The organism is Nocardioides sp. LHG3406-4 (assembly GCF_049897745.1).
Lineage (GTDB): Bacteria > Actinomycetota > Actinomycetes > Propionibacteriales > Nocardioidaceae > Nocardioides.
In genome coordinates this window covers 247,825-271,471 of sequence record NZ_JAFCWV010000001.1, presented here as the reverse complement: position 1 = coordinate 271,471, position 23,647 = coordinate 247,825, and the positions used below count along the sequence as shown (strand labels likewise).

At 70.9% G+C, this 23,647-nt stretch carries 22 protein-coding genes; 10 read left to right on the top strand and 12 right to left on the bottom strand.

The genetic code is table 11. From position 1 onward, the window contains the following. Window positions 1–15: 15 nt before the first annotated feature. The 4 genes from ACP7BP_RS01300 to ACP7BP_RS01285 form a co-directional block, all read right to left on the bottom strand. Window positions 16–2,577: a hypothetical protein gene (locus tag ACP7BP_RS01300; RefSeq protein ID WP_426241740.1), complete on the bottom strand. Its 2,562-nt coding sequence runs from the start codon at window positions 2,575–2,577 to the stop codon at window positions 16–18. Continuing rightward, window positions 2,574–3,287 (bottom strand): ABC transporter ATP-binding protein, encoded by a 714-nt coding sequence (locus ACP7BP_RS01295; protein WP_426241738.1) that lies wholly within the window; start codon window positions 3,285–3,287, stop codon window positions 2,574–2,576. The genes ACP7BP_RS01300 and ACP7BP_RS01295 overlap by 4 nt, the downstream gene beginning before the upstream one ends. Beyond that, the gene (locus ACP7BP_RS01290; protein ID WP_426241736.1) at window positions 3,284–3,874 is read right to left on the bottom strand and encodes a helix-turn-helix transcriptional regulator; all 591 of its coding nucleotides are present in this window, start codon (window positions 3,872–3,874) and stop codon (window positions 3,284–3,286) included. The genes ACP7BP_RS01295 and ACP7BP_RS01290 overlap by 4 nt, the downstream gene beginning before the upstream one ends. Before the next feature lie 166 nt (window positions 3,875–4,040). Next, complete coding sequence (locus ACP7BP_RS01285; protein ID WP_426241734.1) at window positions 4,041–4,982, bottom strand: DUF2510 domain-containing protein; 942 nt, start codon at window positions 4,980–4,982, stop codon at window positions 4,041–4,043. 435 nt (window positions 4,983–5,417) lie between these two features. On the opposite strand from ACP7BP_RS01285, the gene ACP7BP_RS01280 reads away from it, so the two are divergent. Both ACP7BP_RS01280 and ACP7BP_RS01275 read left to right on the top strand, forming a co-directional pair. After that, window positions 5,418–7,361: a thioredoxin domain-containing protein gene (locus ACP7BP_RS01280; RefSeq protein WP_426241732.1), complete on the top strand. Its 1,944-nt coding sequence runs from the start codon at window positions 5,418–5,420 to the stop codon at window positions 7,359–7,361. 33 nt (window positions 7,362–7,394) lie between these two features. Then, on the top strand, window positions 7,395–8,309 hold the full coding sequence (locus tag ACP7BP_RS01275; RefSeq protein ID WP_426241731.1) for a DUF1353 domain-containing protein: 915 nt from the start codon (window positions 7,395–7,397) through the stop codon (window positions 8,307–8,309). A gap of 18 nt (window positions 8,310–8,327) precedes the next feature. On the opposite strand, the gene trhA is transcribed toward ACP7BP_RS01275, so the two are convergent. The 3 genes from trhA to ACP7BP_RS01260 form a co-directional block, all read right to left on the bottom strand. Then, entirely contained in the window at window positions 8,328–9,068 is a 741-nt protein-coding gene (trhA, locus tag ACP7BP_RS01270) for a PAQR family membrane homeostasis protein TrhA (protein ID WP_426241729.1), read from the bottom strand. A gap of 72 nt (window positions 9,069–9,140) precedes the next feature. Next, complete coding sequence (locus ACP7BP_RS01265) at window positions 9,141–9,602, bottom strand: DUF421 domain-containing protein (protein WP_426241727.1); 462 nt, start codon at window positions 9,600–9,602, stop codon at window positions 9,141–9,143. Further along, the gene (locus tag ACP7BP_RS01260; protein ID WP_426241726.1) at window positions 9,602–10,120 is read right to left on the bottom strand and encodes a hypothetical protein; all 519 of its coding nucleotides are present in this window, start codon (window positions 10,118–10,120) and stop codon (window positions 9,602–9,604) included. Before ACP7BP_RS01260 ends, ACP7BP_RS01265 begins: the two co-directional genes overlap by 1 nt. A gap of 67 nt (window positions 10,121–10,187) precedes the next feature. Between ACP7BP_RS01260 and ACP7BP_RS01255 the strand changes: the two genes are divergently transcribed. The 5 genes from ACP7BP_RS01255 (at window position 10,188) to ACP7BP_RS01235 (ending at window position 16,700) form a co-directional block, all read left to right on the top strand. After that, entirely contained in the window at window positions 10,188–10,964 is a 777-nt protein-coding gene (locus tag ACP7BP_RS01255; protein ID WP_426241725.1) for an isoprenyl transferase, read from the top strand. Between the two features lie 425 nt (window positions 10,965–11,389). Further along, on the top strand, window positions 11,390–12,631 hold the full coding sequence (locus ACP7BP_RS01250; protein ID WP_426243367.1) for a PhoH family protein: 1,242 nt from the start codon (window positions 11,390–11,392) through the stop codon (window positions 12,629–12,631). Window positions 12,632–12,824: 193 nt separating this feature from the next. Then, window positions 12,825–13,472, top strand: coding sequence for a lytic transglycosylase domain-containing protein (locus tag ACP7BP_RS01245; protein ID WP_426241724.1), 648 nt, complete (start codon window positions 12,825–12,827; stop codon window positions 13,470–13,472). Window positions 13,473–13,669: 197 nt separating this feature from the next. Next, window positions 13,670–16,042 carry an ATP-binding cassette domain-containing protein gene (locus tag ACP7BP_RS01240; protein WP_426241723.1) on the top strand — a complete coding sequence of 791 codons (2,373 nt, stop codon included), beginning with the start codon at window positions 13,670–13,672 and terminating at the stop codon, window positions 16,040–16,042. A 25-nt stretch (window positions 16,043–16,067) separates the two neighbouring features. Continuing rightward, a complete protein-coding gene (locus ACP7BP_RS01235; protein ID WP_426241721.1) occupies window positions 16,068–16,700 on the top strand; it encodes a class I SAM-dependent DNA methyltransferase in 633 nt (210 codons plus the stop codon). A 3-nt stretch (window positions 16,701–16,703) separates the two neighbouring features. On the opposite strand, the gene ACP7BP_RS01230 is transcribed toward ACP7BP_RS01235, so the two are convergent. Next, complete coding sequence (locus ACP7BP_RS01230; protein WP_426241719.1) at window positions 16,704–17,414, bottom strand: class I SAM-dependent methyltransferase; 711 nt, start codon at window positions 17,412–17,414, stop codon at window positions 16,704–16,706. Beyond that, window positions 17,411–18,796, bottom strand: a complete 1,386-nt coding sequence (locus ACP7BP_RS01225) for a class II fumarate hydratase (RefSeq protein ID WP_426241717.1) — start codon at window positions 18,794–18,796, stop codon at window positions 17,411–17,413. The genes ACP7BP_RS01230 and ACP7BP_RS01225 overlap by 4 nt, the downstream gene beginning before the upstream one ends. Before the next feature lie 52 nt (window positions 18,797–18,848). Between ACP7BP_RS01225 and ACP7BP_RS01220 the strand changes: the two genes are divergently transcribed. After that, complete coding sequence (locus ACP7BP_RS01220; RefSeq protein ID WP_426241715.1) at window positions 18,849–19,211, top strand: ArsR/SmtB family transcription factor; 363 nt, start codon at window positions 18,849–18,851, stop codon at window positions 19,209–19,211. Beyond that, window positions 19,208–19,726 (top strand): SRPBCC family protein, encoded by a 519-nt coding sequence (locus tag ACP7BP_RS01215; protein WP_426241713.1) that lies wholly within the window; start codon window positions 19,208–19,210, stop codon window positions 19,724–19,726. The genes ACP7BP_RS01220 and ACP7BP_RS01215 overlap by 4 nt, the downstream gene beginning before the upstream one ends. Here the strand turns inward: ACP7BP_RS01215 and ACP7BP_RS01210 are convergent. Then, window positions 19,705–20,397, bottom strand: a complete 693-nt coding sequence (locus ACP7BP_RS01210; protein ID WP_426241711.1) for a spermidine synthase — start codon at window positions 20,395–20,397, stop codon at window positions 19,705–19,707. The two genes, ACP7BP_RS01215 and ACP7BP_RS01210, sit on opposite strands and share 22 nt — an antisense overlap. Before the next feature lie 55 nt (window positions 20,398–20,452). Continuing rightward, window positions 20,453–20,749 (bottom strand): zf-TFIIB domain-containing protein, encoded by a 297-nt coding sequence (locus ACP7BP_RS01205; RefSeq protein WP_426241710.1) that lies wholly within the window; start codon window positions 20,747–20,749, stop codon window positions 20,453–20,455. A 191-nt stretch (window positions 20,750–20,940) separates the two neighbouring features. Here ACP7BP_RS01205 and ACP7BP_RS01200 point away from each other — a divergent pair, with 191 nt between their 5' ends. Next, window positions 20,941–21,783, top strand: coding sequence for a hypothetical protein (locus ACP7BP_RS01200; protein WP_426241709.1), 843 nt, complete (start codon window positions 20,941–20,943; stop codon window positions 21,781–21,783). Between the two features lie 162 nt (window positions 21,784–21,945). On the opposite strand, the gene ACP7BP_RS01195 is transcribed toward ACP7BP_RS01200, so the two are convergent. After that, window positions 21,946–23,643, bottom strand: a complete 1,698-nt coding sequence (locus ACP7BP_RS01195; protein ID WP_426241707.1) for a fumarate hydratase — start codon at window positions 23,641–23,643, stop codon at window positions 21,946–21,948. Window positions 23,644–23,647 lie beyond the last annotated feature (4 nt).

The following is a 23,647-nucleotide window of genomic DNA, read 5'->3' as shown; positions in this document are numbered from 1 at the left end:
GGGATCGGTCGTCTCTCAGCCCGTGCGGCGATTGAGGGTGAGGCGGGTCGGCGTGACCAGCCAACCGACCACCGCCGAGAAGAATGGCACGCCGATCACGAACACGAGGAGGGCCAGCCAGGGGCCGGGAGTGCCGCGAGTCCCGATCACCTGGAACAGGGTCACGCCTCCCGCCGTGCCGAGGAAGAGGCCGAGGGCAGCGCCCAGGCAGCCGACGAACAGCGCGTGGGCCGCGCTCATGGCCCGGCGGACCCAGGGCGGCGCACCGACTGACGACAAGGTGGCCGCATCGCCTCGGCTCTCGGAGGAGGCGAGGGCCACCATCATGCCCACCACCAGGCAGGTGAGCACCAGGACTCCGCCGACACCACCGAGGAGCACGCGCTGGTTCAGGGCGACGTCGGACTCCTCGGTGTACGCGTTGATCCCGTAGTAGCCGAGCCGCTCGACCGCCTGCGGGGTCAGCGGCTCGTCGCCGTAGACGATCGCCGAGTACCCGGGCCGGGTGCTGAGGCCGAGTCGGGTGGCCGTCTGCGCCGAGATGAGAATCGTGCCCGGGGGACTGAACCCGAGACGAACGCGTACGGCGGGCACGTCCCGCTCGAGGATCGGCGCACGCCCGGGGCCAGCGACCAGGGTGACTTGATCTCCCTTGTCCCACGCTCTGGCGACCAGTGCGCTGCCGTCGGCGAAGGCCCGACGCGCGGCAGCCGAGATGTCTGCGACCTCGAGATAGGCCTCGTCGACGACGATCGCGGCTCCCACTCGGCGCACGAGGACAGGCTTCTTCTCGAAGAGCACCTCCCGGTACATGGCCAGGCCTTCGGCGCCGGTGACGTCGCGTATGGCCCGGATGACCCGAGCGGTGGCGGCCGGGTCGCGCAGCTGATCGGGCGACGGTTCGAGCGAAGCCGTGCCCTGAGGGATGCCGCGGCGGTAGGTGCCCTCCAAGGCTGCGTTGGCGGACACCCCGAAGCCCGCGAGCACGGCGCCGGCCACGACGATCCCGATGCCGAACACGGCGGCGGTGGTGCGCCCGCGGTGCCGGCCCGCGTCGCGGGAAGCCAGCCGCCAGGGCAGCCAACCGCGGCTCGCGGTGGTGGCGCACCAGTCGACGAGGAAAGGTGTCAGCAGACCGACGCCGACGAGAAGCACCAGGGCGCTCAGGCCGCCGGCGACGATCGGCACGGGCGTGGCGTACGCCGGCTGGTCGGCGTACACGTCGGCGATCCAGAAGCCCGACGCGAGCAGACCCGCGATCCCACCTGCGATGAGGCCCAGCGCGGGAGCCCGGAGCCGCCTCCCGTGGCTGCGGGCTGTGCCCGCGGCGATGTGTCCGTCGAGAGCCTCGGCCGCGGTGAGCCGTCCGGCTCCCCAGGCGGGGATGGCGGCTGCCAGGACGGCCGAGGCGAAGCCGAGGACGAGGACGGCCACCACGGCGGCGACCGAGACATTGTACTCATAGATGACAGCGCCCGTCAGCCGCCCGACCAGGTCTCGGCCAAGGACGAGGAGCGCAGCCCCGAGGCCGGCACCGAGCGCGGTCGCGGCGAGGCCTATCCAGACACCTTGGGCGAGCACGATCCGCCGTACGTCGGCCGGAGTGCCGCCGGACGTCATGGCCAGCCCGAGGACTCGACTCTGGCGCCGGGCCCCGACCGCGAAGGCCGAGCCGACGAGCACCAGCACCTCGATCAGGCCGAGCCCGATCACGAGCGCGCCCACGGCGATGGCCGTCGCGTTGATCACCGGCGGCGATGAGTGACTCCGGCTCGGCCAGGCGCTCGGATGCAGCATCGCGTCGCGCATCTGGGCGGAGACTCCGGCGGAGGCCAGCGTGCGTTGCAGTGATTTCGCCTGAGGGGTGCTCAGGTCGGGCAGGTCGACGAGGTACTCGACACTGGTCGGCGCACCTGCTGAGGCCGCGGGTGGAAGAACCACGGCGCCGGCGGAGCCACTGTGGCCGGGGAGCTCCACCAGCCCCACGACCCGCAGCTCCCGATCGGTGAGCCGAAGCACCGCGTCGTCGCGAAGCACTCCTTCGTCGAGCAGGCCGAGCTCATCGGCCATGAGGGCACTGATGCCGACCTCGTCGGCGTTGGCAGGAGCCCGCCCGGACTCGAGCCTGGCCAGACCGCGCGTGAGCGGGTCGTCGAGATCGAAGACGAACGCGTTGACTCGTCCACCCAGAGCCAGATCCACGTACGACGAGCCCACGCGCGTCGTCCGGGACCCTGACGGCAGCAGCACCTCGACGTCCACCGCCGACGGGTCCCGCTTCTGGGTCGAGTCGAGGCCACGGGCCTTGGACGCCATGACCTGCCGGCCCTGGTCGAAGCTCGAGAGCCGCACAGCGGGCCACTCCGTGACCGTGAGCCGGGCGTCGGCATCGCCGAGCACCGGATAGATCGAGTTGGCGGAGTGATAGTCCTTGGTGCCGGAGACCACGGACGCCACGACGGCGATGCCGACGGGCAGAGCCACGAGCACCGTGAGCAGAACCGCCCGGAGCGGGCGCGCCAGCATCTCGCGCCAGGCCATGCGCAGGGCCGGGTGCCAGCGGAACAGGGTGCTCATGCCTCGGTGAGCAGCGACTCGACCCGGGGCCGGGTGCCGGTGTCGTCGACGGCGGCACCGTCACGCAGGAAGACGATCCGGTCGGCCCAGGCGGCGTGGCCCGCGTCGTGGGTCACGAGCAGGGCGGCCACACCGCGAGCGCATCGCTCGCGCAGCAGCCGCATCACCTGCTCCCCGGTCTCGGAGTCGAGGGCGCCGGTGGGCTCGTCGGCGAGGATCAGCGTCCGGTCCCCGACGATGGCCCGCGCGATGGCCACCCGCTGCTGCTGTCCACCGGACATGTCCTCGGGCAGCCGGTCCGCGAGGTCGCGCAGACTCACCTCCGCGAGTGCCTCCTCGGCGACCCGTCGAGCGTCCCGGGGGCGCAACCCGTCGAACTCGAGGGGGAGTGCGACGTTCTCCGCCGCTGTGAGACTCGGCATCAGATTGAAGTCCTGGAAGACGTAGCCGACCCGGTGCCTGCGCAGCTTGGCCAACTCCTTCGGGGACAGCTCCCCGAGCTCGACCCCGTCGACCCTGACGCTGCCGGCGGTGGCGCGATCGAGGCCGCCTGCCAGGTTCAGGAGCGTCGACTTGCCGGACCCGCTGGGGCCCATCACGGCGACCAGCTCGCCGCGCTCGACCTGGATCGACATGCCGCGCAGCGCATGGACGGCCGAGTTGCCCCGTCCGTGGATCCGGTCGACGTCCACCACCTCGAGAGCGCTCATCGGACGGCCTTCTCGACCGTGGCGGCTGCGGACTCGCCCTGCGCGGTCCTCGACCCTGCCGACGTGCGTCCGGCCCTGACGAGCACCACCTCGCAGTGGTCCAGCCAGCGCAACTCGGCCTCTGCCATGTAGCGCAGGTTGTCCAGCACCAGCGACCAGGCGAGGCCGTCGGGGTCGTCCGGGTCGCCCTGTTGCTTGAGGTGCGTGAGCTCCTGCAGGCGCTGCATCGTGGCGACCCGCTGGACCTGGACGATCGAACGGACGTCCAGGCTGGGAGACAGCGCCGCCAGCGCCAGCTTGATCGCCAGCTCGTCGCGCGGTCGATCGGTGATGGTGACGGGCTTCGCGAACCACGCGGCCAACGACTCGCGGCCCCGTGCCGTGAGGCCGTAGCGCTGGCGCCCCTCCGCGTCGGTGGTCTGAGCCACCACCAGTCCGTCGCGCTCGAGACGCGTGAGGGTGGAGTAGACCTGACCGACGTTGAGCGGCCAGGTCGCGCCGGTGGCACGCTCGAACTCCGCCCGGAGCTGGTAGCCGTGCATCGGGCCTTGGTCGAGAAGGGCGAGGAGCCCGTTCGGAATGCTCATGATACTGAGTATGCATACCGAGTATCACGGTGGCAAGGGGCGCGGGATTCGCACCCTTGCTCTCCTGGCCTCGTGTCAGCCACTCCCCATGTCGCGGCAAACTTCCTGAACGGGCCGTGGCCGGGCTCACTTGTCGGTCGTCACCCGGGCCCCGTGGAGCCGGCGATCAGAGTCCGCTGAGCAGCTTGGCCTTGGCGCTCGCGAACTCCTCCTCAGACAGGATCCCTTCCTGGTGGAGGGTGGCGAGTTCGCGGAGGCGGTCCGCCAGACTCGGAGCGGATGGCTGAGCCGCAACTGCTGCCTCAGGCTGGGTCGCTGGCGGAAGCGCAGCTGCTCCAGTGTCCGCGGTCGAGGAACTGTCGATGCCGAGAGCGGTGTTGCCCGCGGCTTCGAGCGCCAATCCGACGTCGACGTGGCCCTTCTTGGCGGTTTTGAGCCCCACGCTGTTCGGGATCTGGTTGGAGAGCGTGTAGATCTGACGGTCCGTCGCGATCGTCAAGTACGAGGTTCGAGACCCGGCGCTCGCGATGTGTGCGATCCCGGCAGCCGCCAATCCAGGTGCACTGGTCTTCATCAGATGCTTCGTGCCCTTGAGGAGGCCCGCAACGGCAGGGCCGACCGCACTCTCGAGACCGGAGCCGCCGTATGAGCCCTGATCCGAATCGGCTGGCGTGAACGTGATCGACCGCAACTTTTCGTACGGCCTCTTCGCGTTGATGCCACCGCCGCTCAGATTCGCGGCCATCTGCGACCGCACATTCGCGGCTGTCGGCCGCTCGGGTTGCTCACCAGACGCAACGCGGACGTAGCCACCCTCATAGATCTCGACAGTCGACATCCCGAAGGTGCCGCTGGTGACGAGCGCGCCGGCTGCGGCTACGTCCTCAGCCCACTTCCGGTCCCGAGCTTCCTTTGCTTCTCTCTTCTCGGCTGACCGATCGGCGGCAGCCTTCTTGAGCTTGGCGAACGCACCGTCCTTCTTGTCGGCCGTCGGGACGGCGGCACCCGCGCCACGGTCGTGGGTGTGCTCCGTCCACGCGCTTCCGTCCCAATACCGCGTCGTGCCCTGGGCGTCCGGGTACCACCCCGCGGGGGTCTGCTCGCTCATGGCGGCATTTTGACATCGGGACTCGACAGAACTGAGGGCTTCCATGGAAATGGTGGTCAACAGTCTGATTTGAGCTGCAGAACCGCCATGTCGCCCGCAACCGCCGAACCGCTGAAGGGGTTCCACCTGGCGACACGGTCGAAGTCGGCACAGTGCTGGTGATGCCCGATGCGTACCCGGAGCGCCGGTTCGACGCCGCTCACGGCGTGGGCGTAGCCCGTTCAACCGGCACGCCGCCGTCGCTTGGGTTGGGTGCGCAAGTCGGTGACGCTCACGTCCTGAGCGAGCAGCTTCGGTTGAGAGCGTGCGGCCACAAGACCGCCTCCTAGGCTGGTGCCATTGGGCCGCAGAGAGACCCGTAGCAGCAATGCACATAACTTGCGTGCATCCCTCAAGACAATCTGATGCACGTGCCACTCATGAGGAGTCACAGGAATGGCCAACCGCCTTGCCTCGGCAACGAGCCCGTACCTGCTCCAGCACGCGGAGAACCCCGTCGACTGGTGGGAGTGGGAGCCCGCGGCGTTCGAGGAGGCCCGGCGCCGCAACGTGCCGGTGCTGCTGAGCGTCGGGTACGCAGCCTGCCACTGGTGCCACGTGATGGCTCACGAGTCCTTCGAGGACGACGCCACCGCGGCGTACCTCAACGAGCACTTCGTCAGCGTCAAGGTCGACCGCGAGGAGCGTCCCGACGTCGACGCGGTCTACATGTCGGCGACCACGGCGATGACGGGCCACGGCGGCTGGCCGATGACCTGCGTGCTCGGCCACGACGGCACTCCGTTCTTCGCCGGCACCTACTTCCCCGACCGGCCGCGGCACGGTCAGCCGTCCTTCCGGCAGGTGCTGGAGGCACTCTCCGACGCGTGGGCCCACCGCGGGGACGACGTACGCCGCACGGCGGACCAGATCCGCGAGCACCTGCGCCGCGAGTCGGCCATGGCGCCGGGCGCGGTGGACGCCGATGTGCTCGACCGGGCCCACGCCGCCCTGTCGGGAGACTTCGACACGCAGTCGGCCGGGTTCGGCGGCGCACCCAAGTTCCCACCCAGCATGGTGCTGGAGTTCCTGCTGCGCAGGGGCGGCTCGCCGATGCTCGACGCGACGTGCGAGGCGATGGCGCGCGGGGGGATCTACGACCAGCTCGGCGGCGGCTTCGCGCGCTACGCCGTCGACCGCGACTGGGTGGTGCCGCACTTCGAGAAGATGCTCTACGACAACGCCCTGCTGCTCGGCGTCTACGCCCGCTGGGGCGGGCCGCTGGGGGAGCGGGTCGCCCGCGAGACCGCCGACTTCCTGCTCCGCGAGCTGCGCACCGCCGAGGGCGGCTTCGCCTCCGCGCTCGACGCCGACAGCGAGGGGGTGGAGGGCAGGTTCTACGCGTGGACCCCGGCCCAGCTCGCCGAGGCGCTGGCCCCCGACGACGCGGAGTGGGCGGCAGCGACCTTCGAGGTCACCGCGGCAGGCACCTTCGAGCACGGCGCGTCGACCCTTCAGCTGCTGCGCGACCCTGACGACGCCGAGCGGTTCGAGCGGGTGCGCAGCGCCCTCTTCGAGGCGCGGGCCGCCCGGGTCCGCCCCGCCCGGGACGACAAGGTCGTGGCGGCCTGGAACGGCTGGGCCATCAGCTCGCTGTGCGCCGCGGGACGCCTGCTCGGCGTGGAGGAGTACGTCGACGCCGCGCGAGCCGCGGCCCGGCTGCTCGTCGACGTGCATCTCACCGACGGCGGCCTGCGCCGGGTCTCCCGCGACGGTGTGGTCGGACGCCACGCCGCCGTCCTCGAGGACTACGGCGCCCTGGCGCACGGCCTCCTCGACCTGGCCGCCGCGACCGCCGAGTCGGAGTGGCTGGACGTGGCCGGAGGGCTGCTCGAGGTGGCGCTGCGCGACTTCCGGGCCGACGACGGCGGGTTCCACGACACCGCGGCCGGCGCCGAGGCGCTCGTGGCCCGGCCCCGCGACCCCTCCGACAACGCCAGCCCGTCGGGCCTCTCAAGCACCGTGCACGCGCTGTCGACGTACGCCGCGCTCACCGGGTCGGGGCGGCACCGGCAGGCCGCCGAGGAGGCGCTGGCGAGCGTGGCCGTGCTGATGGAACGGGCGCCGCGCTTCGCCGGCTGGTCGCTCGCCGCTGCCCAGAGCATGCTCGACGGCCCGCTCGAGATCGCGGTCGTCGGGCGTCCCGGGCCCACGCGGGACGCCCTGACCGAGCGGGCCCTGCGCCGGCCCGGCGCCGTGGTGGTGGTCGCCGAGCCCGGCACGCCGGGCATCCCACTCCTCGAGGGCCGGGTGGAGGTCGACGGCCGGCCCGCGGCGTACGTCTGCCGGGGCATGGTCTGCGAGCGACCCGTCACCGAGGCGGACGACCTGTTCGGCTGACCCGCTGTCGGTCGGTTGTGCCACGCTGACCGGGTGTTGATCGCTCGGGTGCAACGGCAGGTGGGTCGCTTCTACGACGGGGGCGCGTCGGGGGACGCCCAGACCTCGGAGCTGCCGCCCGACCGCCGCCGCGGTCCGCGCATCGTGCTGGAGAGACACACCGACGCAGGGCTCGAGTCGTTCGCCATGGAGCGCCGCATCGCCTACGACGACCGCCATCTTGGCGAGCTGCTGGTGCCGGCCGACTCCCGCACCTTCCGCACCGACCTCACCTCGGTGCCCGCGCTCTTCACCTGGCTGGTGCCCAAGACCGGGGCGCACCTTCCCGCCGCCCTCCTCCACGACGGGCTCGTCGTGGACGGCGACGCCGGCTCCGAGTCCTACGTCTCGACGCAGGGCCACCACGTCGACCGCGTCGAGGCCGACCGGATCTTCCGGGACGCGATGGCCGACACCGGCACCGGCCTCGTACGCCGCTGGATCGTGTGGTCCGCGGTCACCCTGGCCACGCTCATGGTGGGTCGCGACCTGCCCTGGTCGTCGGCGACGACCTGGCGCCATCGCGCGGCGGTCACGGTCACCGTGGTCTGCATCGCGGTGCTGGGATACAGCGCCACGGCCGACCTGTTCGACGTCAGCTGGCCCGGCACCTTCGCGCTGCCGTGGATGGGCGACCGGCCGTGGTGGGCCGAGCTCCTCGGCGGCCTCGCCGGCGCCGTGGCGATCCCGGTCGCGCTGGGTCTGCTGTGGGGCCGCTTCTGGAAGGCAGGGGCGATCGTCGGGGTCCTGCTGGCGGTGCTCCTGCACGTCACGCTCGCCCTGGCGGTCGTCGCGGGTGCCTACGTCGTGGTGGAGCGGGCGGCCACGCGCTGGCCGGCTGCGACCGCCGCGCTCGCGGCCGTGGTCGTGGTGGTGGCCGTCGGCGTCACCGTCGCGCTGAGCAGCTAGCCGGTCCCGGGGCGGGCGTCAGCGCAGGGAGTACGTCGCCAGCGAGACGCCGACGTAGTGCGTCACGAACGCCAGGATGGTGAACGTGTGGAACACCTCGTGGAAGCCGAACCAGCGTGGTGACGGATCGGGGAACTTCGTCCCGTAGACCACGCCACCCAGGGTGTAGAGCGCGCCGCCGACGATGACCAGGGTGATCACAGCAGTGCCCACGGTGTCGCCGTAGTCCATCGCACCGGCGAGGAAGTCGCCGAAGAAGAACACCGGCGCCCAGCCCAGGACGATGTAGATCGGCGCGTCGAGCCAGCGTGGTGCGGTGCCCCAGAAGACCTTGAGCCCGACTCCGGCGAACGCTCCACCCCAGGAGATCGCGAGCATGGTCCACTGCTCCGCGCCGTCGAGGAGCAGCAGGGCGAAGGGCGTCAGCGTCCCGGCGATCAGCATGAAGATGTTGGAGTGGTCGAAGCGCCGCAGAAGCTCGTGCACCCGCGGTGACCAGTTGCCGCGGTGGTAGATCGCGGAGACGCTGAACAGCACCATCGCCGTGCCCGCGAAGACGGCCGACCCGAGCCGGGTCGTGGCGTTGGGGGAGAGCACCACAAGCACGATCCCGGCCGCCATGGCGAGCGGTGCGACGACGGCGTGGGACCAGCCACGCAGCCGGGGCTTGATCTCGGCGAGGGCCTCGCCGAGCGCGTCCGCTGCGTCGTCGACGCGCCCGTGGACGCCGTCCAGCCGGTTGCGCAACGAGTCGTTCATCTCGCCAACGTACGGGAGCGGACCCAGGGAGTCAGCAGTACGCCGAAGGCATCTCGTCTCGTGGTCGTGGTGTCAGCCGGCTGAGTCGTCGCTGGGCTCGGAGGTGAAGAACGAGAACGCGCCGTCGGTCTCGAGCACGCACAGCTCGATGTCGCGCAGGCGACGGATGCCCTTCTCCCTGGCGGCCTCGTGGAGGTCGTCGATGGTCATCCGCTCGCCCTTGAGCACGTCGAGCAGCGGCTCGCCGTCCCTGACCACCACGCGTGGGCGGCCAGCCAGCGCCGGACCCGTGAACGGGAACCGGATGCCGAGCCAGGCGAGCGCCATACTCGCCACCGAGAACGTCGTGACGGCGATGAGCGCGGCCGTGACGGAGTAGTCCTCCTGGACCACGCCCTGGCTGACGAGGTCGCCGAGGGTGACGAGCAGGATCATGTCGAAGGCGGAGAGCTGGGCGACCTCGCGCCGACCGGAGATGCGGACGACCAGCCACAGGAACGCGAAGACGATGAGGGAGCGGATGACCAGGTCCATCAGGGCAGCCTCCAGGCCGTGAACGAGACCTCGGCCGCCGGCTGGTCGCCCTCGAGGACGGCGATGTCACACGGCAGCCGCCCACCGAGGTGGCCCGGGGCCGTGCGGGCGTCCAGGGTGACCTCCAAGCGGTTGCCGCTCGGCGGCGGGTCGAACTCGTAGTAGAGCCACGGACCGTCCGCGGTCTCGGCCGACGGCGAGGGGTACCACGCCTGGAAGTCCAGCTCGTCGAAGAACTCGTCGCACAACCGGATCCGGACGGTGTCGCCGAACCCGGCCTCGTCGGTCACCGTGACGCTCAACGGGGACGGCTGACCGGCGCGGGTGATCTGCGGATAGGTGACGTCGAGGGTCAGCCCGCCGGCGCTGTCGGAGCTGTCCGCCGACCGCGGACCGAGGAACCCGACCGCTGCCGCGAGCAGGATCAGCGCCAGCAGGGTGAGCCCGACCCGCCTCGCCCAGCGGCTGCGCCGACCGGGTGGGGTGTCTGGCAGGTCGCTGGTCGTGTCGTCGTCCACGGCCGCAGCCTGCCGCGTGGTCCGGTGACGGCGTCGGCGGCGCGCCGTGTTCCTCTACCATCGACCTGTGGCGAACTGGAAGGACGCGGTACGACGGGTGCTCTACCCGGCCTACGAGGCTCGCGTCGTCCGGCGGCTCCCCGCCGACCGAATGCCCAAGCACATCGGGGTGATGCTCGACGGCAACCGGCGCTGGGCCCGGGCGGTCGGCGCCGACACCGCGCAGGGCCACCGGGCCGGGGCGGCCAACATCGAGCCCCTGCTCGGCTGGTGCGAGGAGGTCGGGGTCGACGTCGTCACCTTGTGGCTGCTCTCCACCGACAACCTCAACCGGGGAGCGAGCGAGCTCGACGCGCTGCTGCCGATCATCGCCGACGCGGTCGAGACCCTCGCCGAGCAGCGCCGCTGGCGGCTGCACCCGATGGGTGCGCTCGACCTGCTCTCGGCACCGATCGCCGAGCGCCTCAAGCTGGCGGCCGAGTCCACCCAGGACGTCGACGGGATGCTCGTCAACGTGGCGGTCGGCTACGGCGGCCGGCGCGAGATCGCCGACGCCGTACGCTCCCTCCTCCAGGAGCACGCCGGCCGGGGCACCCCGATCGAGGAGCTGGCCGAGACCCTCGACGTCGAGCACATCGCCCAGCACCTCTACACCAAGGGCCAGCCCGACCCCGACCTGGTGATCCGCACCTCGGGGGAGCAGCGGCTCGGCGGCTTCCTGCTGTGGCAGAGCGCACAGAGCGAGTTCTACTTCTGCGAGGCCTACTGGCCCGACTTCCGGCGGGTCGACTTCCTCCGTGCCGTCCGTGCGTACGCCGAGCGGGAGCGCCGTTTCGGCTCCTGAGAGCACCCCGTCGAACCGACCTCCCCCGTTCACCTCGGGTTCGGGCGTGTCGCCCGAATTCCAACCACCCCCGGCGTACGTTCAGGCCAACGGCGAGTGGGGAAGCTCGCCTCATCGGGAGGCTCGTTCGTGAAAGCTCACGACTACGCAGGACGCCGCTGGGGCAGCCGTTCCCATGCGTCCTGGGGGAGCCGGCACTCCGGCTTTCGGGTCTCGTCCCACCTGGTGTCCCGCAGGTCATCGTGCAGGTCATCGTGTAGGGGAAGCTCCCGGTCCGTCAGCGTGAACTAGGGCCGGGCGAGGAGTGCGCGCACGGTGCCGTGAGGGTGAGAGTCGTGGCTGCCACCAAGCAGGTCAAGCGCAGTTCTCGCAAGAGCCGCACGTACGTCCTCGACACCAGCGTGCTGCTGGCCGATCCCGGTGCCATGCGCCGGTTCGCCGAGCACGAGGTGGTGCTCCCGGTGGTCGTGATCACCGAGCTGGAGGGCAAGCGGCACCATCCTGAGCTGGGGTTCTTCGCCCGCTCCGCCCTGCGTGCTCTCGACGAGCTGCGCATCATCCACGGCCGGCTCGACGAGCCCGTCCCCATCGGCGACGAGGGCGGCTCGGTCCGCGTCGAGCTCAACCACACCGACCCAGCGTCCCTGCCGTCGGGATTCCGGCTCGGCGACAACGACACCCGCATCCTCGCGGTCGCCAAGAACCTCGCCGACGAGGGCCACGTGGTCACCCTCGTCTCCAAGGACCTCCCGCTGCGCATCAAGGCGTCGGCCGTGGGCCTGGACGCCGAGGAGTACCGCGCCGAGTCGATCAGCGACTCAGACACGGGCTACACCGGGATGGCGGAGCTCGAGGTGGGCTCCGACGTGCTGGACGAGCTGTACGACGACGGCGTGGCCGACCTGGCCGAGGCCCGCGACCTGCCCTGCCACAACGGGCTGGTGCTGATCTCCGACCGTGGCACCGCGCTGGGGCGGGTAGGACCCGACAAGCGGGTGCACCTGGTGCGCGGCGACCGGGAGGCGTTCGGCATCCACGGCCGGAGCGCCGAGCAGCGGATCGCGCTGGAGATGCTGCTCGACCCCGAGGTCGGCATCGTCTCGCTGGGTGGCCGGGCCGGCACCGGCAAGTCGGCCATGGCGCTGTGCGCGGGCCTGGAGGCGGTGATGGAGCGCGGGCACCACAAGAAGGTCGTGGTGTTCCGCCCGCTCTTCGCCGTGGGCGGTCAGGAGCTCGGCTACCTGCCCGGCTCGGAGAACGAGAAGATGTCGCCCTGGGCCCAGGCGGTCTTCGACACGCTCGGGGCGCTGACCTCGCGCGAGGTGATCGACGAGGTGATGGACCGCGGCATGCTCGAGGTGCTGCCGCTGACCCACATCCGGGGCCGGTCGCTCCACGACGCGTTCGTGATCGTCGACGAGGCCCAGTCGCTGGAGCGCAACGTGCTGCTCACCGTGCTGTCGCGGATCGGCGCCGGCTCCAAGGTCGTGCTCACCCACGACGTCGCGCAGCGCGACAACCTGCGGGTCGGCCGCCACGACGGGATCGTCGCGGTCGTCGACAAGCTCAAGGGGCACCCGCTCTTCGCGCACGTGACGCTGACCCGGTCGGAGCGCTCGCCCATCGCCGCCCTGGTCACCGAGATGTTGGAGAACGTCACACTCTGAGTGACACCTGAGGCCCGTGTGGTCCGTGTGAACCGTGCGACGCCTGGGACGAACTTCCCAGGCCGAATCGTGGTGTTCGGTTTGCACGGACCCCGGGTCTCATGCATGGTGGCCCGTGACCGTTTCGTGATCTCGGCGTCCGTTCGGCTGCACACCCGGTCTCCTCCGCACGTCGTCAACCCCTGTGAGAGTCGTGTCGTCCACGAAGTACGTTCCCAAGCACCGCGCCCCCGGCTCCTCTGCCAAGAACGCCCGCGCCCGCGTCGTCCGCACCACCGCCGTCCTGTCGGGCGCTGCCGTGGTCGCCACCGGCATCAGCGTCGCCAGCGGGGTGCTCGCCCAGCAGCCCGCGGTCTCGCGGGCCTCCGCCGACCTGGCGGCCACCGACGCCGTCCCCGACGCCGCCACCGCTGATCGCCTCAGCGAGCGCGCCACGCACGGCGTGGTGACCCGCTCCGACCGTCGCGCGGCCGCCGTCCCGGCCAAGCAGGCCGCCCTCTCGCGGGTCCAGGGCCCGGTGACCACCCGCACAGAGGACCTGTCCGACGCCGACCCGCGCGACATCGGCCGCGCGCTGCTGGCGGAGTACGGCTTCGACGACTCGCAGTTCTCCTGCCTCGACTCGCTCTACGTCAGCGAGAGCAACTGGCGCGTGACGGCCGACAACCCCAGCTCGTCGGCGTACGGCATCCCCCAGGCGCTCACCGCGACCCACGACCTGCCGCCCGACTACATGACGTCGGCGGAGTCGCAGATCCGCTGGGGCCTCGACTACATCGCCTCTCGCTACGGCACCCCCTGCAACGCGTGGGGCTTCAAGCAGGGCAACGGCTGGTACTGACCCGGCTGGACGTCACTCGTGACGTTCCGAGACCGGTCAGGAATCGAGAAGCGCCTGCCCTCGGGTCGCCCGTAGCGTGATCGTGGTGGCGCGGATGCGGCCATGCCCGGGGGTGGCGAGCACTACCATGACGCCACCCTCAGCACGGGCGACCGCGAGCTTCCGCCCGACGAGGCCACGAGACGGATGGAGACCCGATGAGCACGGCGACCGGCCCGCACCCTGCCGACACCCACGACCTGATCCGCGTGCAGGGCGCGCGTGAGAACAACCTCAAGGACGTCAGCGTCGAGATCCCCAAGCGCCGGCTGACGGTGTTCACCGGCGTCTCCGGCTCCGGCAAGAGCTCGCTGGTGTTCGCGACGATCGCCGCGGAGTCGCAGCGGATGATCAACGAGACCTACAGCGCCTTCGTGCAGGGCTTCATGCCCAACCTGGCGCGGCCGGACGTCGACCTGCTCGAGGGCCTGACGACGGCGATCATCGTCGACCAGGAGCGGATGGGTGCCAATCCCCGCTCGACGGTCGGCACCGCCACCGACGCCAACGCGATGCTGCGGATCCTGTTCAGCAGACTGGGTGACCCCTACGTGGGGCCCCCGACCGCCTTCTCCTTCAACGTCCCGACGCGCAAGGCGAGCGGCGTGATGAGCACCGAGAAGGCCGGCGGCCGGGTCGAGAAGGCCGTCGTGCAGAACCAGGTCTACCTGGGCGGCATGTGCGCGCGGTGCGAGGGCATGGGCTCGGTCTCCGACTTCGACCTCACCGCGTTGTACGACGACTCCAAGTCGCTGGGCGAGGGTGCGTTGACGATCCCGGGCTACAGCATGGACGGCTGGTACGGCCGCATCTTCAGCGGCGCCGGCTTCGACATGGACAAGCCGATCAGCAAGTTCACGAAGAAGGAGATGCACGACCTCCTCTACAAGGAGCCCACCAAGATCAAGGTCGAGGGCATCAACCTCACCTATGAGGGCGTGATCCCGAAGATCCAGAAGTCGATGCTCTCCAAGGACGTCGACGCGATGCAGCCCCACATCCGTGCCTTCGTCGAACGCGCGATCACCTTCCAGACCTGCCCCGAGTGCGACGGCACCCGCCTGAGCGAGGAGGCCCGCTCGTCGAGGATCAAGGGCAAGAACATCGCCGACCTCTGCACGATGCAGATCAGCGACCTGGCCGAATGGATCAGGGCGCTCGAGGAGCCGTCGGTCGCGCCGCTGCTCACGGGCCTGCAACACGTCCTCGACTCGTTCGCCGAGATCGGATTGGGCTACCTGTCGCTCGACCGCCCGGCCGGGACGCTCTCGGGCGGCGAGGCACAGCGCACCAAGATGATCCGCCACCTCGGCTCCTCCCTCACCGATGTCACCTACGTCTTCGACGAGCCGACGATCGGCCTGCACCCCCATGACATCGAGCGGATGAACCAGCTCCTGCTGCAGCTGCGGGACAAGGGCAACACCGTGCTCGTCGTCGAGCACAAGCCCGAGACCATCGCGATCGCCGACCACGTCATCGACCTCGGTCCCGGCGCCGGCACCGGGGGCGGCACCGTCTCCTTCGAGGGCTCGGTCGAGGAGCTGCGGGGAAGCGACACCACGACGGGTCGGCACTTCGACGACCGGGCGACCCTCAAGGAGTCGGTGCGGCCCGCCTCGGGCTCGATGGAGATCCGCGGCGCGTCGACGCACAACCTGCAGGACGTCGACGTCGACATCCCGCTCGGCCTGCTCTGCGTGGTCACGGGTGTGGCCGGCTCCGGCAAGAGCTCACTGATCCACGGCTCCGTCGACGGCCGCGAGGGCGTGGTCGTGATCGACCAGGGTGCGATCCGCGGCTCGCGGCGCAGCAACCCGGCGACGTACACAGGACTGCTCGACCCGATCCGCAAGGCGTTCGGGAAGGCCAACGGCGTGAAGCCGGCGCTGTTCAGCTCCAACTCCGAGGGCGCCTGCCCCAGCTGCAACGGCAACGGGGTCATCTACACCGAGCTGGGCGTCATGGCCACCGTCGAGTCCACCTGCGAGGAGTGTGACGGCAAGCGGTTCCAGGCCTCCGTGCTGGAGTACACCCTGGGCGGCCAGAACATCGCCGAGGTGCTGGCGATGTCGGTCGACGAGGCCGAGCGGTTCTTCGCCGACGGCGAGGCGAAGACGCCCGCCGCGCACAAGATCCTCGACCGCCTCGCCGACGTCGGGCTCGGCTACCTCACCCTCGGCCAGCCCCTCACCACGCTGTCGGGCGGCGAGCGGCAGCGCATCAAGCTGGCGACCCAGATGGCGGGCAAGGGCGACGTCTACGTCCTCGACGAGCCGACGACGGGTCTCCACCTCGCCGACGTGGAGAACCTGCTCGGCCTGCTCGACCGCCTCGTCGAGTCCGGGAAGTCGATCATCGTCATCGAGCACCACCAGGCGGTGATGGCGCACGCGGACTGGATCATCGACCTCGGGCCCGGTGCCGGACACGACGGTGGCCGGATCGTCTTCGAGGGCACGCCCGCCGAGCTCGTCGCCGACTCCTCGACCCTCACCGGCCAGCACCTCGCGGCGTACGTCGGCGCCTGAGGGGCGCGCCGGGTACGGTGCCGCGGTGCCGCTTCCTCACGAGCCCGTCGTCCGGGACGCCTACGACCGGCTGGCCGACGCCTACACCGAGCTGTTCGCCGACGTGTCCGCCGCGCATCCGGTCGACCGGGCCGTCGTCACCGCCTTCGCCGACCTCGTCGTGGCGGACGGCGGGAGCCGCGTCGCCGACCTCGGCTGCGGTCCCGGGCACTGGACCGCGCACCTGCACGGGCGCGGGCTCGACGCGTTCGGCGTCGACCTGTCTCCCGTCTTCGTGGCCACCGCACGCCGGCGGCACCCGGGCGTGCGCTTCGACGAAGGCACGCTCACAGCGCTCGACATCGAGGACGGGAGCCTGGACGGAGTGCTCGCGTGGTTCTCCATCATCCACACGCCGCCGCAGCACGTGCGCCTCGTCTTCGCCGAGATCAGCCGGGTGCTGCGGCCGGGCGGCCGGCTGCTGATCGCGTTCCAGGCCGCGGACGACGACGCGACCCAAGCCTTCGACCACAAGGTGACGACGGCGTACCGATGGCCGGTCGGACTCGTCTCCGACCTGCTGCGCACGGCCGGGATCGTGGAGACGGCGCGGCTGTCGAGGCAGGCGGACGAGGGGGAGAGGTTCCCGCACGGGAGCCTGATGGCGCGACGCTCCTGAGCCTCAGCGGGCCTCGAACACCGTGACGTGCCCGGCGTACTCCCGCTCGCCCTCGAAGTGCGGGAGCCGGCCCTCGAACCCCTCACCGGAGGAGTCGAGGTAGGCCTGCGCCGCCGCATGGTCGGGGAAGACCGCACGGGTCTCGATGTCCTGCCGACGTACGTCGCCGAAGCGGCCGGAGAGGATCTCCTCGCCGTTCTCGCTGCTGAACCCCGTCACGGCGGGGCGTCCGCCCGCCTCGATCCGCAGCTCGGCCAGGTGATCGTCGCCGTTGGTGACCGCCACGAACGTGCCGCCCGGCCGGAGCACGCGGCGTACCTCCGCGAGCCCCCGGTCGAGGTCGCGGACGTGGTAGAGCATCCAGCCGGCGTAGACGACGTCGAAGGTGTCGTCGTCGAAGGGGAGGTAGGAGATGTCGGCCTGGCGGGCGTCCACGCCGCGTGCCGCCGTCAGCTCGACGAACCGGTCGGAGAAGTCGACGGCCTTCAGCCCGACGCCGTGCAGCGCGGCGATCCGCTCTGCCTGCTCGCCGGTGCCGCAGCCGACGTCGAGCACGTCGCCGGTGCCGCCGGGGAGTGCTCGCTCGACCGCAGCCAGCGCCTCCACCATCGGGTCCCGGCCGTCTGCAGACGGCTGCCAGACGGACCGCCGGGTCTGCAGCCTGCTCTCGTCGGCGTACTGCTCGCGCACGTGCGCGGGATCGCTGATGCTCACGGGTGGGTCATCCCTTCCACGTCGAGGGCCTCGTCGAGCTGCGCCTCGGTGAGCTCGCCGCGCTCGACGTAGCCCAGCGCGATCACGGTCTCGCGGATCGTCGCACCGTCGGCGAGCGCCTGCTTGGCGATCTTGGCGGCCGCCTCGTAGCCGATGTGCTTGTTGAGCGGCGTCACGACCGACGGCGACGACTCGGCGTAGGTGCGCATCCGGTCGGCGTCGGCGGTGATGCCGTCGACGCACCGCTCGGCGAGCAGCGTCGAGGTGGTGGCCAGGATGCGCACCGACTCGAGCAGGTTGCGGGCCAGCACCGGCATCATCACGTTGAGCTCGAAGTTGCCCGCGGCCCCGGCCCACGCGACGGTCGCGTCGTTGCCCACCACCTGGGCGCACACCATCAGCGTCGCCTCCGGGAGCACCGGGTTGACCTTGCCGGGCATGATGCTCGACCCCGGCTGGAGGTCGGGCAGGTGGATCTCGGCGAGGCCGGTGGTCGGGCCCGACGACATCCAGCGCAGGTCGTTGCAGATCTTGGTGAGGCCCACGGCGATCGTGCGCAGCACGCCGCTGAGCTCGACGAGCGAGTCGCGCGAGCCCTGCGCCTCGAAGTGGTTGCGGGCCTCGGTGAAGCTCTCGCCGGTGTCGGCGTTCAGGGCGTCGATGACCGCGGCCGCGAACCCGGGCGGGGTGTTGATGCCGGTGCCGACGGCGGTGCCGCCGAGGGGCAGCTCGCGCACCCGGGGGAGTACGGCGTCCAGTCGCTCCCGTGCGTAGCGCACCGTGGCGGCGTACCCGCCGAACTCCTGGCCGAGCATCACCGGCGTGGCGTCCATCAGGTGGGTGCGGCCGGACTTCACCAGCCCTGCGAACTCCTCGGCCTTCGCCGACAGCGAGCGCTCGAGCGTCTCCAGCGCCGGCCACAGCTCGTCGCGCACGGACAGCGCGGCAGCCACGTGGATCGCGGTCGGGAACGTGTCGTTGGACGACTGGGACGCGTTGACGTGGTCGTTCGGGTGGACCTCCGTGCCCGCCCGAGCGGCCAGGGAGGCGAGCACCTCGTTCATGTTCATGTTGGTGCTGGTGCCGGACCCCGTCTGGAAGACGTCGAGGGGGAACTCCGCGTCGTGGTCGCCGGCGACCACCTCGGCCGCCGCGTCGGTGATGGCGCGCGCCCGCTCGGCGGTGATCACGTCGAGGTCGGCGTTCACCCGCGCCGCGGCGGCCTTCACCCGGGCCAGCGCGTGGATGAGTGCGGGCTCCTGGGTGGTGCCGCTGATCGGGAAGTTCTCCACGGCGCGCTGGGTCTGGGCCCGCCAGAGGGCGGCGGCGGGCACCTGGACCTCGCCCATGCTGTCGTGCTCGGTGCGGAAGTCGTCGCTCATCTCGCCGAGGCTACCCTTGACATACTGGTAACTGAACGGTTACCAATAGCGCATGGATGCGTTCGCAGCACTGGGCGACCCGGTCCGCCGGGAGCTGGTGCAGCGGCTCGCCCGCGGTCCCGCCCGCGTGGTCGACCTCGCGGCCGACCACGAGATCAGCAGGCCGGCGATCAGCCGCCACCTCCGGGTGCTCGGTGAGGCCGGGTTGGTGGCTGCGGAGGAGCGGGGCCGCGAGCGGCACTACCGCCTCGCACCGTCCGGGCTGGCTCCGGTATCGGCCTGGCTGGCGGGGCTCGGCCAGCAGCCGCGGTTCGGCGAGTCGGCGCTCGACGGTCTCGACCTCGAGGTACGCCGCACCGTGCGTGAGCGCTCCACCGAGAAGCACGCGACCGCATCGACCGAGGAGTCGGCATGAGCACCCCCATCACCCCGAGGGCCACCGGCCGCCGCGACGAGCGCGACGGCACGGCGTACATCGTCTTCGAGCGCGTCTTCCGCGCGCCGATCGAGGACGTCTGGGCCGCGGTCACGGAGCCGGAGCGCCTCCAGCGCTGGATCGGCACCTGGTCGGGCGAGCCGGCCGACGGGCGGGTCGACTTCTTCATGACCGCGGAGGGTGACGACGTGGGCGCCGAGGCCTACGTGATCGAGGCGTGCGAGGCGCCGAGCCGTCTCGAGCTGAGGTCGCTGACCGAGGTCGGCGGCACCGTGTGGCACCTGATCCTCGACCTGGCCGAGACCGACGGCGTGACCACGCTGGTGTTCGGCCAGGAGGTCACCACGGTCGAGGTGGCCGAGAGCGTGGGCCCCGGCTGGGACTACTACCTCGACCGGCTGGTGACGGCCGAGACGGGCGGCGAGGTCACGGCGGTCGACTTCGGCGACTACTACCCGGCCTTCGCCGAGCACTACCGCGCCGAGCTCTCCTGACGCGCGACGTAGAGCCAGTAGCAGTCCTCGCGGCCCTGCAGGTCGACCGCGTAGGAGTGCGTCTCGACGTCGTCGAACACCTCGCCGAGGTTGTGCTCCAGATCGGGCGCCTCGGACGCCGACCAGATCACCACGGCTCCGCCGGGGCGCACGATGCGCCGCAGCAGGCCCAGGAAGGGCGATTCGTACAGCGCGGCGTTCGTCTCGTGCACGAGGTATCCCGGACCGTTGTCGACGTCGAGGAGCACCAGGTCGTACGACGCCTCCGCGGCCTCCGCCAGCGCGATCGACACGTCCGCGACCACCACGTGGGCGCGGGCGTCGGCCAGGATCGTCTGGCCGTGCCTGATCGTGCCGTCGCGCATCCAGTCGACGAGCGCCTGCTCGATCTCGACGACCGTGGCCCTCTCGACGCGCGGGTCGGTGAGCACGGCCTGGAGGGTGTACCCCAGGCCGAGGCCGCCCACGAGCACCTGGCCCGGGTCGTCCACCAGCTCGAGCGCGGCGGTCGCCAGCGCCACCTCGCTGGTGGTCTCGGCGGTGTCCATCACGAAGACGCCGTTGGCGCGCAGCTCCAGCACGGCCGGACCGTCGTCCTCACGGCGCGATCGCAGTACGAGCTCGCCGCGCTCGGACTCCGCGCGCGCGATCTCGGCGTACTCCACAGACATGCTCCGACGCTATCGGGACGCCCCCGCGCCGGCGACGTGGGTCCCGCCGGCCGGCTCAGTCGAAGATCTCGCTGAGCCAGCTCTCCTTCTTCTTCTTGCGGTAGGGCTGCTGGTAGGGGTCGGCGTAGCGCCGGTCCTGCTGGTGACGCCGCTCGTCGCGCTCCCGCTCGTACGACGGGGCGGGCGGCGCCGCGGGGGCCGGCGCGGCGGGTGCCTGGTCCATCGAGCGCTCGAGGATCTTGTCGAGCTCCCCACGGTCGAGCCACACGCCGCGGCACTGCGGGCAGTAGTCGATCTCGATGCCGCTGCGCTCGCTCATGGTCAGGGTGGTTCCGTCGGTCGGGCACTGCATCAGATGTCCTCCTGGGAGTTTCCCGGTCCAACGACGCGCGACCGGACCAGGTTCCCTGAGCTGGCCGCCCGCGGACGTCATACGGTCGGAGCCGCGAGTGGCTTCGTCCGTATGACGTTGCGGGCGCGGGTTATCCACAGGCGCTAGTTCGGCGGTGGTGATCGCCGTGCCGGCGCGCCACCGTGACGTGCATGTCGACGACACCGCGCCATCGCGATGCCCGCCACCGCGCGGCACATCGGCTGGCCGGCGACCAAGGCCACCTGGCGTCGCGACGCCAGCTCTACGCCCTGGGCATCACCCGCTGGGAGATCCGCGGTCACGTGCGCGCCGGACGATGGCAGCTCGTGGGCGACCAGTCCGTGTGCCTGCACAACCACCGGATCGATGCGGTGGGCCATCGTTGGGCAGCGGTGTTCCAGGGTGGCCCGCGAGCGTGTCTCGACGGCGTGAGCTCGCTCCTGGCCAGCGGTCTCGCGCGCTTCGAGTCCGAGCGCGTCCGGGTGAGCGTGCCCCGTGGCGCGAGGGTTCGTCGCAACCGCCGCTACGACATCCGACAGACACGGCGCTGGTCGTCGGACGACCTGGTGCCGTTCGGGATTCCCCGCACCCGTGTCGCCGTCGCCGCCGTGTGCGCCGGCCTCTGGGCGCGCACAGACCGGGAGGCGACGTACGTCGTGACGCTCGTCGTGCAGCAGGGGCTGGCCACTCCGCCAGAGATCGGCACCGAGCTGCTGCGCATCAGGCGTGACAGGCGGCGGGCTCTGCTGCACGCCGTCGTCAACGACCTGCTCGACGGGGGCCGCGCCCTCGGCGAGCTCGACGTCGGCGCCGAGCTGCGTCGGCGTGGTCTCCCGGCCCTCGAGCGACAGGTGCTGAGGCGCGACGCCCGACGGCGCTACTACCTCGACCTCTACTGGCCGGCCTTCGGAGTGGTGGTCGAGATCGACGGCATTCACCACGCCTGGGCCGAGAACGTCGTCGGTGACGCGCTGCGCCAGACTCTCTCGCCCTCGCCGGCGACACTGTTCTGAGGCTTCCGCTGCTGGGCCTGAGACTGCAGCCCGACGAGTTCTTCGCCCAGATCGAGGCGGCCCTGCGTGCCGGCGGCCTGACGGGAGCCGCGTGATCGCGTGCCCCCACGACGTCATACGGACGGAGCCACCGGCGGCTCCCACCGTATGACGCCCCGTGGGCTACTGGGCTGAGCGCACCCGGATCCCAGTGATCGGCACGGTCACCGCGCCGCCGGGGTCGGTGAAGAAGTCGTTGCCCTTGTCGTCGACCACGATGAAGGCCGGGAAGTCCTCGACCTCGATCTTCCAGACCGCCTCCATGCCGAGCTCCTCGTACTCCAGCACCGACACCGACCTGATGCAGTCCTGGGCGAGCCGCGCGGCCGGTCCGCCGATGGAGCCGAGGTAGAACCCGCCGTGGGCGTGGCACGCCTCGGTGACCTGCTTGCTGCGGTTGCCCTTGGCCAGCATCACCATCGAGCCGCCGGCGGCCTGGAACTGCTCGACGTAGGAGTCCATCCGGCCCGCCGTGGTCGGGCCGAACGACCCCGACGCCATGCCCTCGGGCGTCTTCGCCGGGCCGGCGTAGTAGACCGGGTGGTCCTTGAGGTACGACGGCATCTCCTCGCCCGCGTCGAGCCGCTCCTTGATCTTGGCGTGCGCGATGTCGCGGGCCACGACGAGCGGCCCGGTGAGCGAGAGGCGGGTCTTGACCGGGTGCTTCCTCAGCTCCGCGAGGATGTCGGCCATCGGCTGGTTGAGGTCGATCTTCACCACCTCGCCGCCCGCGATGTCGTGGGCGAGGCCGGCGTCGGGCATGTACTGCGCCGGGTCCGTCTCCAGCTGCTCGAGGAAGACCCCCTCCGGCGTGATCTTGCCCAGCGCCTGCCGGTCGGCCGAGCACGACACCGCGATGGCGACCGGGCAGGAGGCGCCGTGCCGGGGGAGCCGCACCACGCGCACGTCGTGGCAGAAGTACTTCCCGCCGAACTGCGCGCCGATCCCGAACGACTGCGTCAGCTCGAAGACCTGCTGCTCCAGCTCGACGTCGCGGAACCCGTGGGCACTCATGGACCCCGAGGTCGGCAGGTTGTCGAGGTAGTGCGCGGAGGCGTACTTCGCCGTCTTCAGGGCGAACTCCGCCGACGTGCCGCCGATGACGACCGCCAGGTGGTACGGCGGGCACGCGGCCGTTCCGAGCGAGCGGATCTTCTCGTCGAGGAACTCCATCAGCCGCGTCGGGTTCAAGACGGCCTTCGTCTCCTGGTAGAGGAAGGACTTGTTGGCCGACCCGCCGCCCTTGGCCATGAAGAGGAACTTGTACTCCGGCTTCCCGGACGTCTGCGGCGTGGAGTAGAGCTCGATCTGCGCAGGCAGGTTGGTGCCGGTGTTCTTCTCGTCGTACGTCGTCAGCGGCGCGAGCTGCGAGTACCGGAGGTTGAGCCTCGTGTAGGCGTCGTACACGCCCCGGCTGATCGCCTCTCCGTCGTCGGCACCGGTGAGCACGCCTTCGGACTTCTTGCCCATCACGATGGCGGTGCCGGTGTCCTGGCACATCGGCAGCACGCCGCCCGCGGAGATGTTGACGTTCTTGAGCAGGTCGAGCGCGACGAACCGGTCGTTGCCCGAGGCCTCGGGGTCGTCGATGATCCTGCGCAGCTGGGCCAGGTGGGCGGGCCGCAGGTAGTGGCTGATGTCGTGCATCGCCTCCGCCGTCAGCCGCCGGATCGCCTCGGAGTCGACCTTGAGGAAAGTCTGCCCGTCGGCCTCGAAGGTCGAGACGCCCTCGGCCGTGACGAGCCGGTACGGCGTGTCGTCGGCGCCGATCGGCAGCAGGTCTGAATAGCGGAACTCGGGGCCGGAGACAGGTGCGGTCACGGTG

Excerpts from the sequence above, each read along its gene's own strand:
- ACP7BP_RS01215 (WP_426241713.1), top strand. The coding sequence starts at position 19,208 with ATGAGCACCCCCATCACCCCGAGGGCCACCGGCCGCCGCGACGAGCGC.
- ACP7BP_RS01250 (WP_426243367.1), top strand. The coding sequence starts at position 11,390 with ATGCGCCGGTTCGCCGAGCACGAGGTGGTGCTCCCGGTGGTCGTGATC.
- ACP7BP_RS01225 (WP_426241717.1), bottom strand. The coding sequence starts at position 18,796 with ATGAGCGACGACTTCCGCACCGAGCACGACAGCATGGGCGAGGTCCAG.
- ACP7BP_RS01280 (WP_426241732.1), top strand. The coding sequence starts at position 5,418 with ATGGCCAACCGCCTTGCCTCGGCAACGAGCCCGTACCTGCTCCAGCAC.
- ACP7BP_RS01265 (WP_426241727.1), bottom strand. The coding sequence starts at position 9,602 with ATGGACCTGGTCATCCGCTCCCTCATCGTCTTCGCGTTCCTGTGGCTG.
- ACP7BP_RS01200 (WP_426241709.1), top strand. The coding sequence starts at position 20,941 with ATGTCGACGACACCGCGCCATCGCGATGCCCGCCACCGCGCGGCACAT.
- ACP7BP_RS01290 (WP_426241736.1), bottom strand. The coding sequence starts at position 3,874 with ATGAGCATTCCGAACGGGCTCCTCGCCCTTCTCGACCAAGGCCCGATG.
- ACP7BP_RS01210 (WP_426241711.1), bottom strand. The coding sequence starts at position 20,397 with ATGTCTGTGGAGTACGCCGAGATCGCGCGCGCGGAGTCCGAGCGCGGC.
- ACP7BP_RS01220 (WP_426241715.1), top strand. The coding sequence starts at position 18,849 with ATGGATGCGTTCGCAGCACTGGGCGACCCGGTCCGCCGGGAGCTGGTG.
- ACP7BP_RS01205 (WP_426241710.1), bottom strand. The coding sequence starts at position 20,749 with ATGCAGTGCCCGACCGACGGAACCACCCTGACCATGAGCGAGCGCAGC.
- ACP7BP_RS01285 (WP_426241734.1), bottom strand. The coding sequence starts at position 4,982 with ATGAGCGAGCAGACCCCCGCGGGGTGGTACCCGGACGCCCAGGGCACG.
- ACP7BP_RS01240 (WP_426241723.1), top strand. The coding sequence starts at position 13,670 with ATGAGCACGGCGACCGGCCCGCACCCTGCCGACACCCACGACCTGATC.
- trhA (WP_426241729.1), bottom strand. The coding sequence starts at position 9,068 with ATGAACGACTCGTTGCGCAACCGGCTGGACGGCGTCCACGGGCGCGTC.
- ACP7BP_RS01295 (WP_426241738.1), bottom strand. The coding sequence starts at position 3,287 with ATGAGCGCTCTCGAGGTGGTGGACGTCGACCGGATCCACGGACGGGGC.
- ACP7BP_RS01300 (WP_426241740.1), bottom strand. The coding sequence starts at position 2,577 with ATGAGCACCCTGTTCCGCTGGCACCCGGCCCTGCGCATGGCCTGGCGC.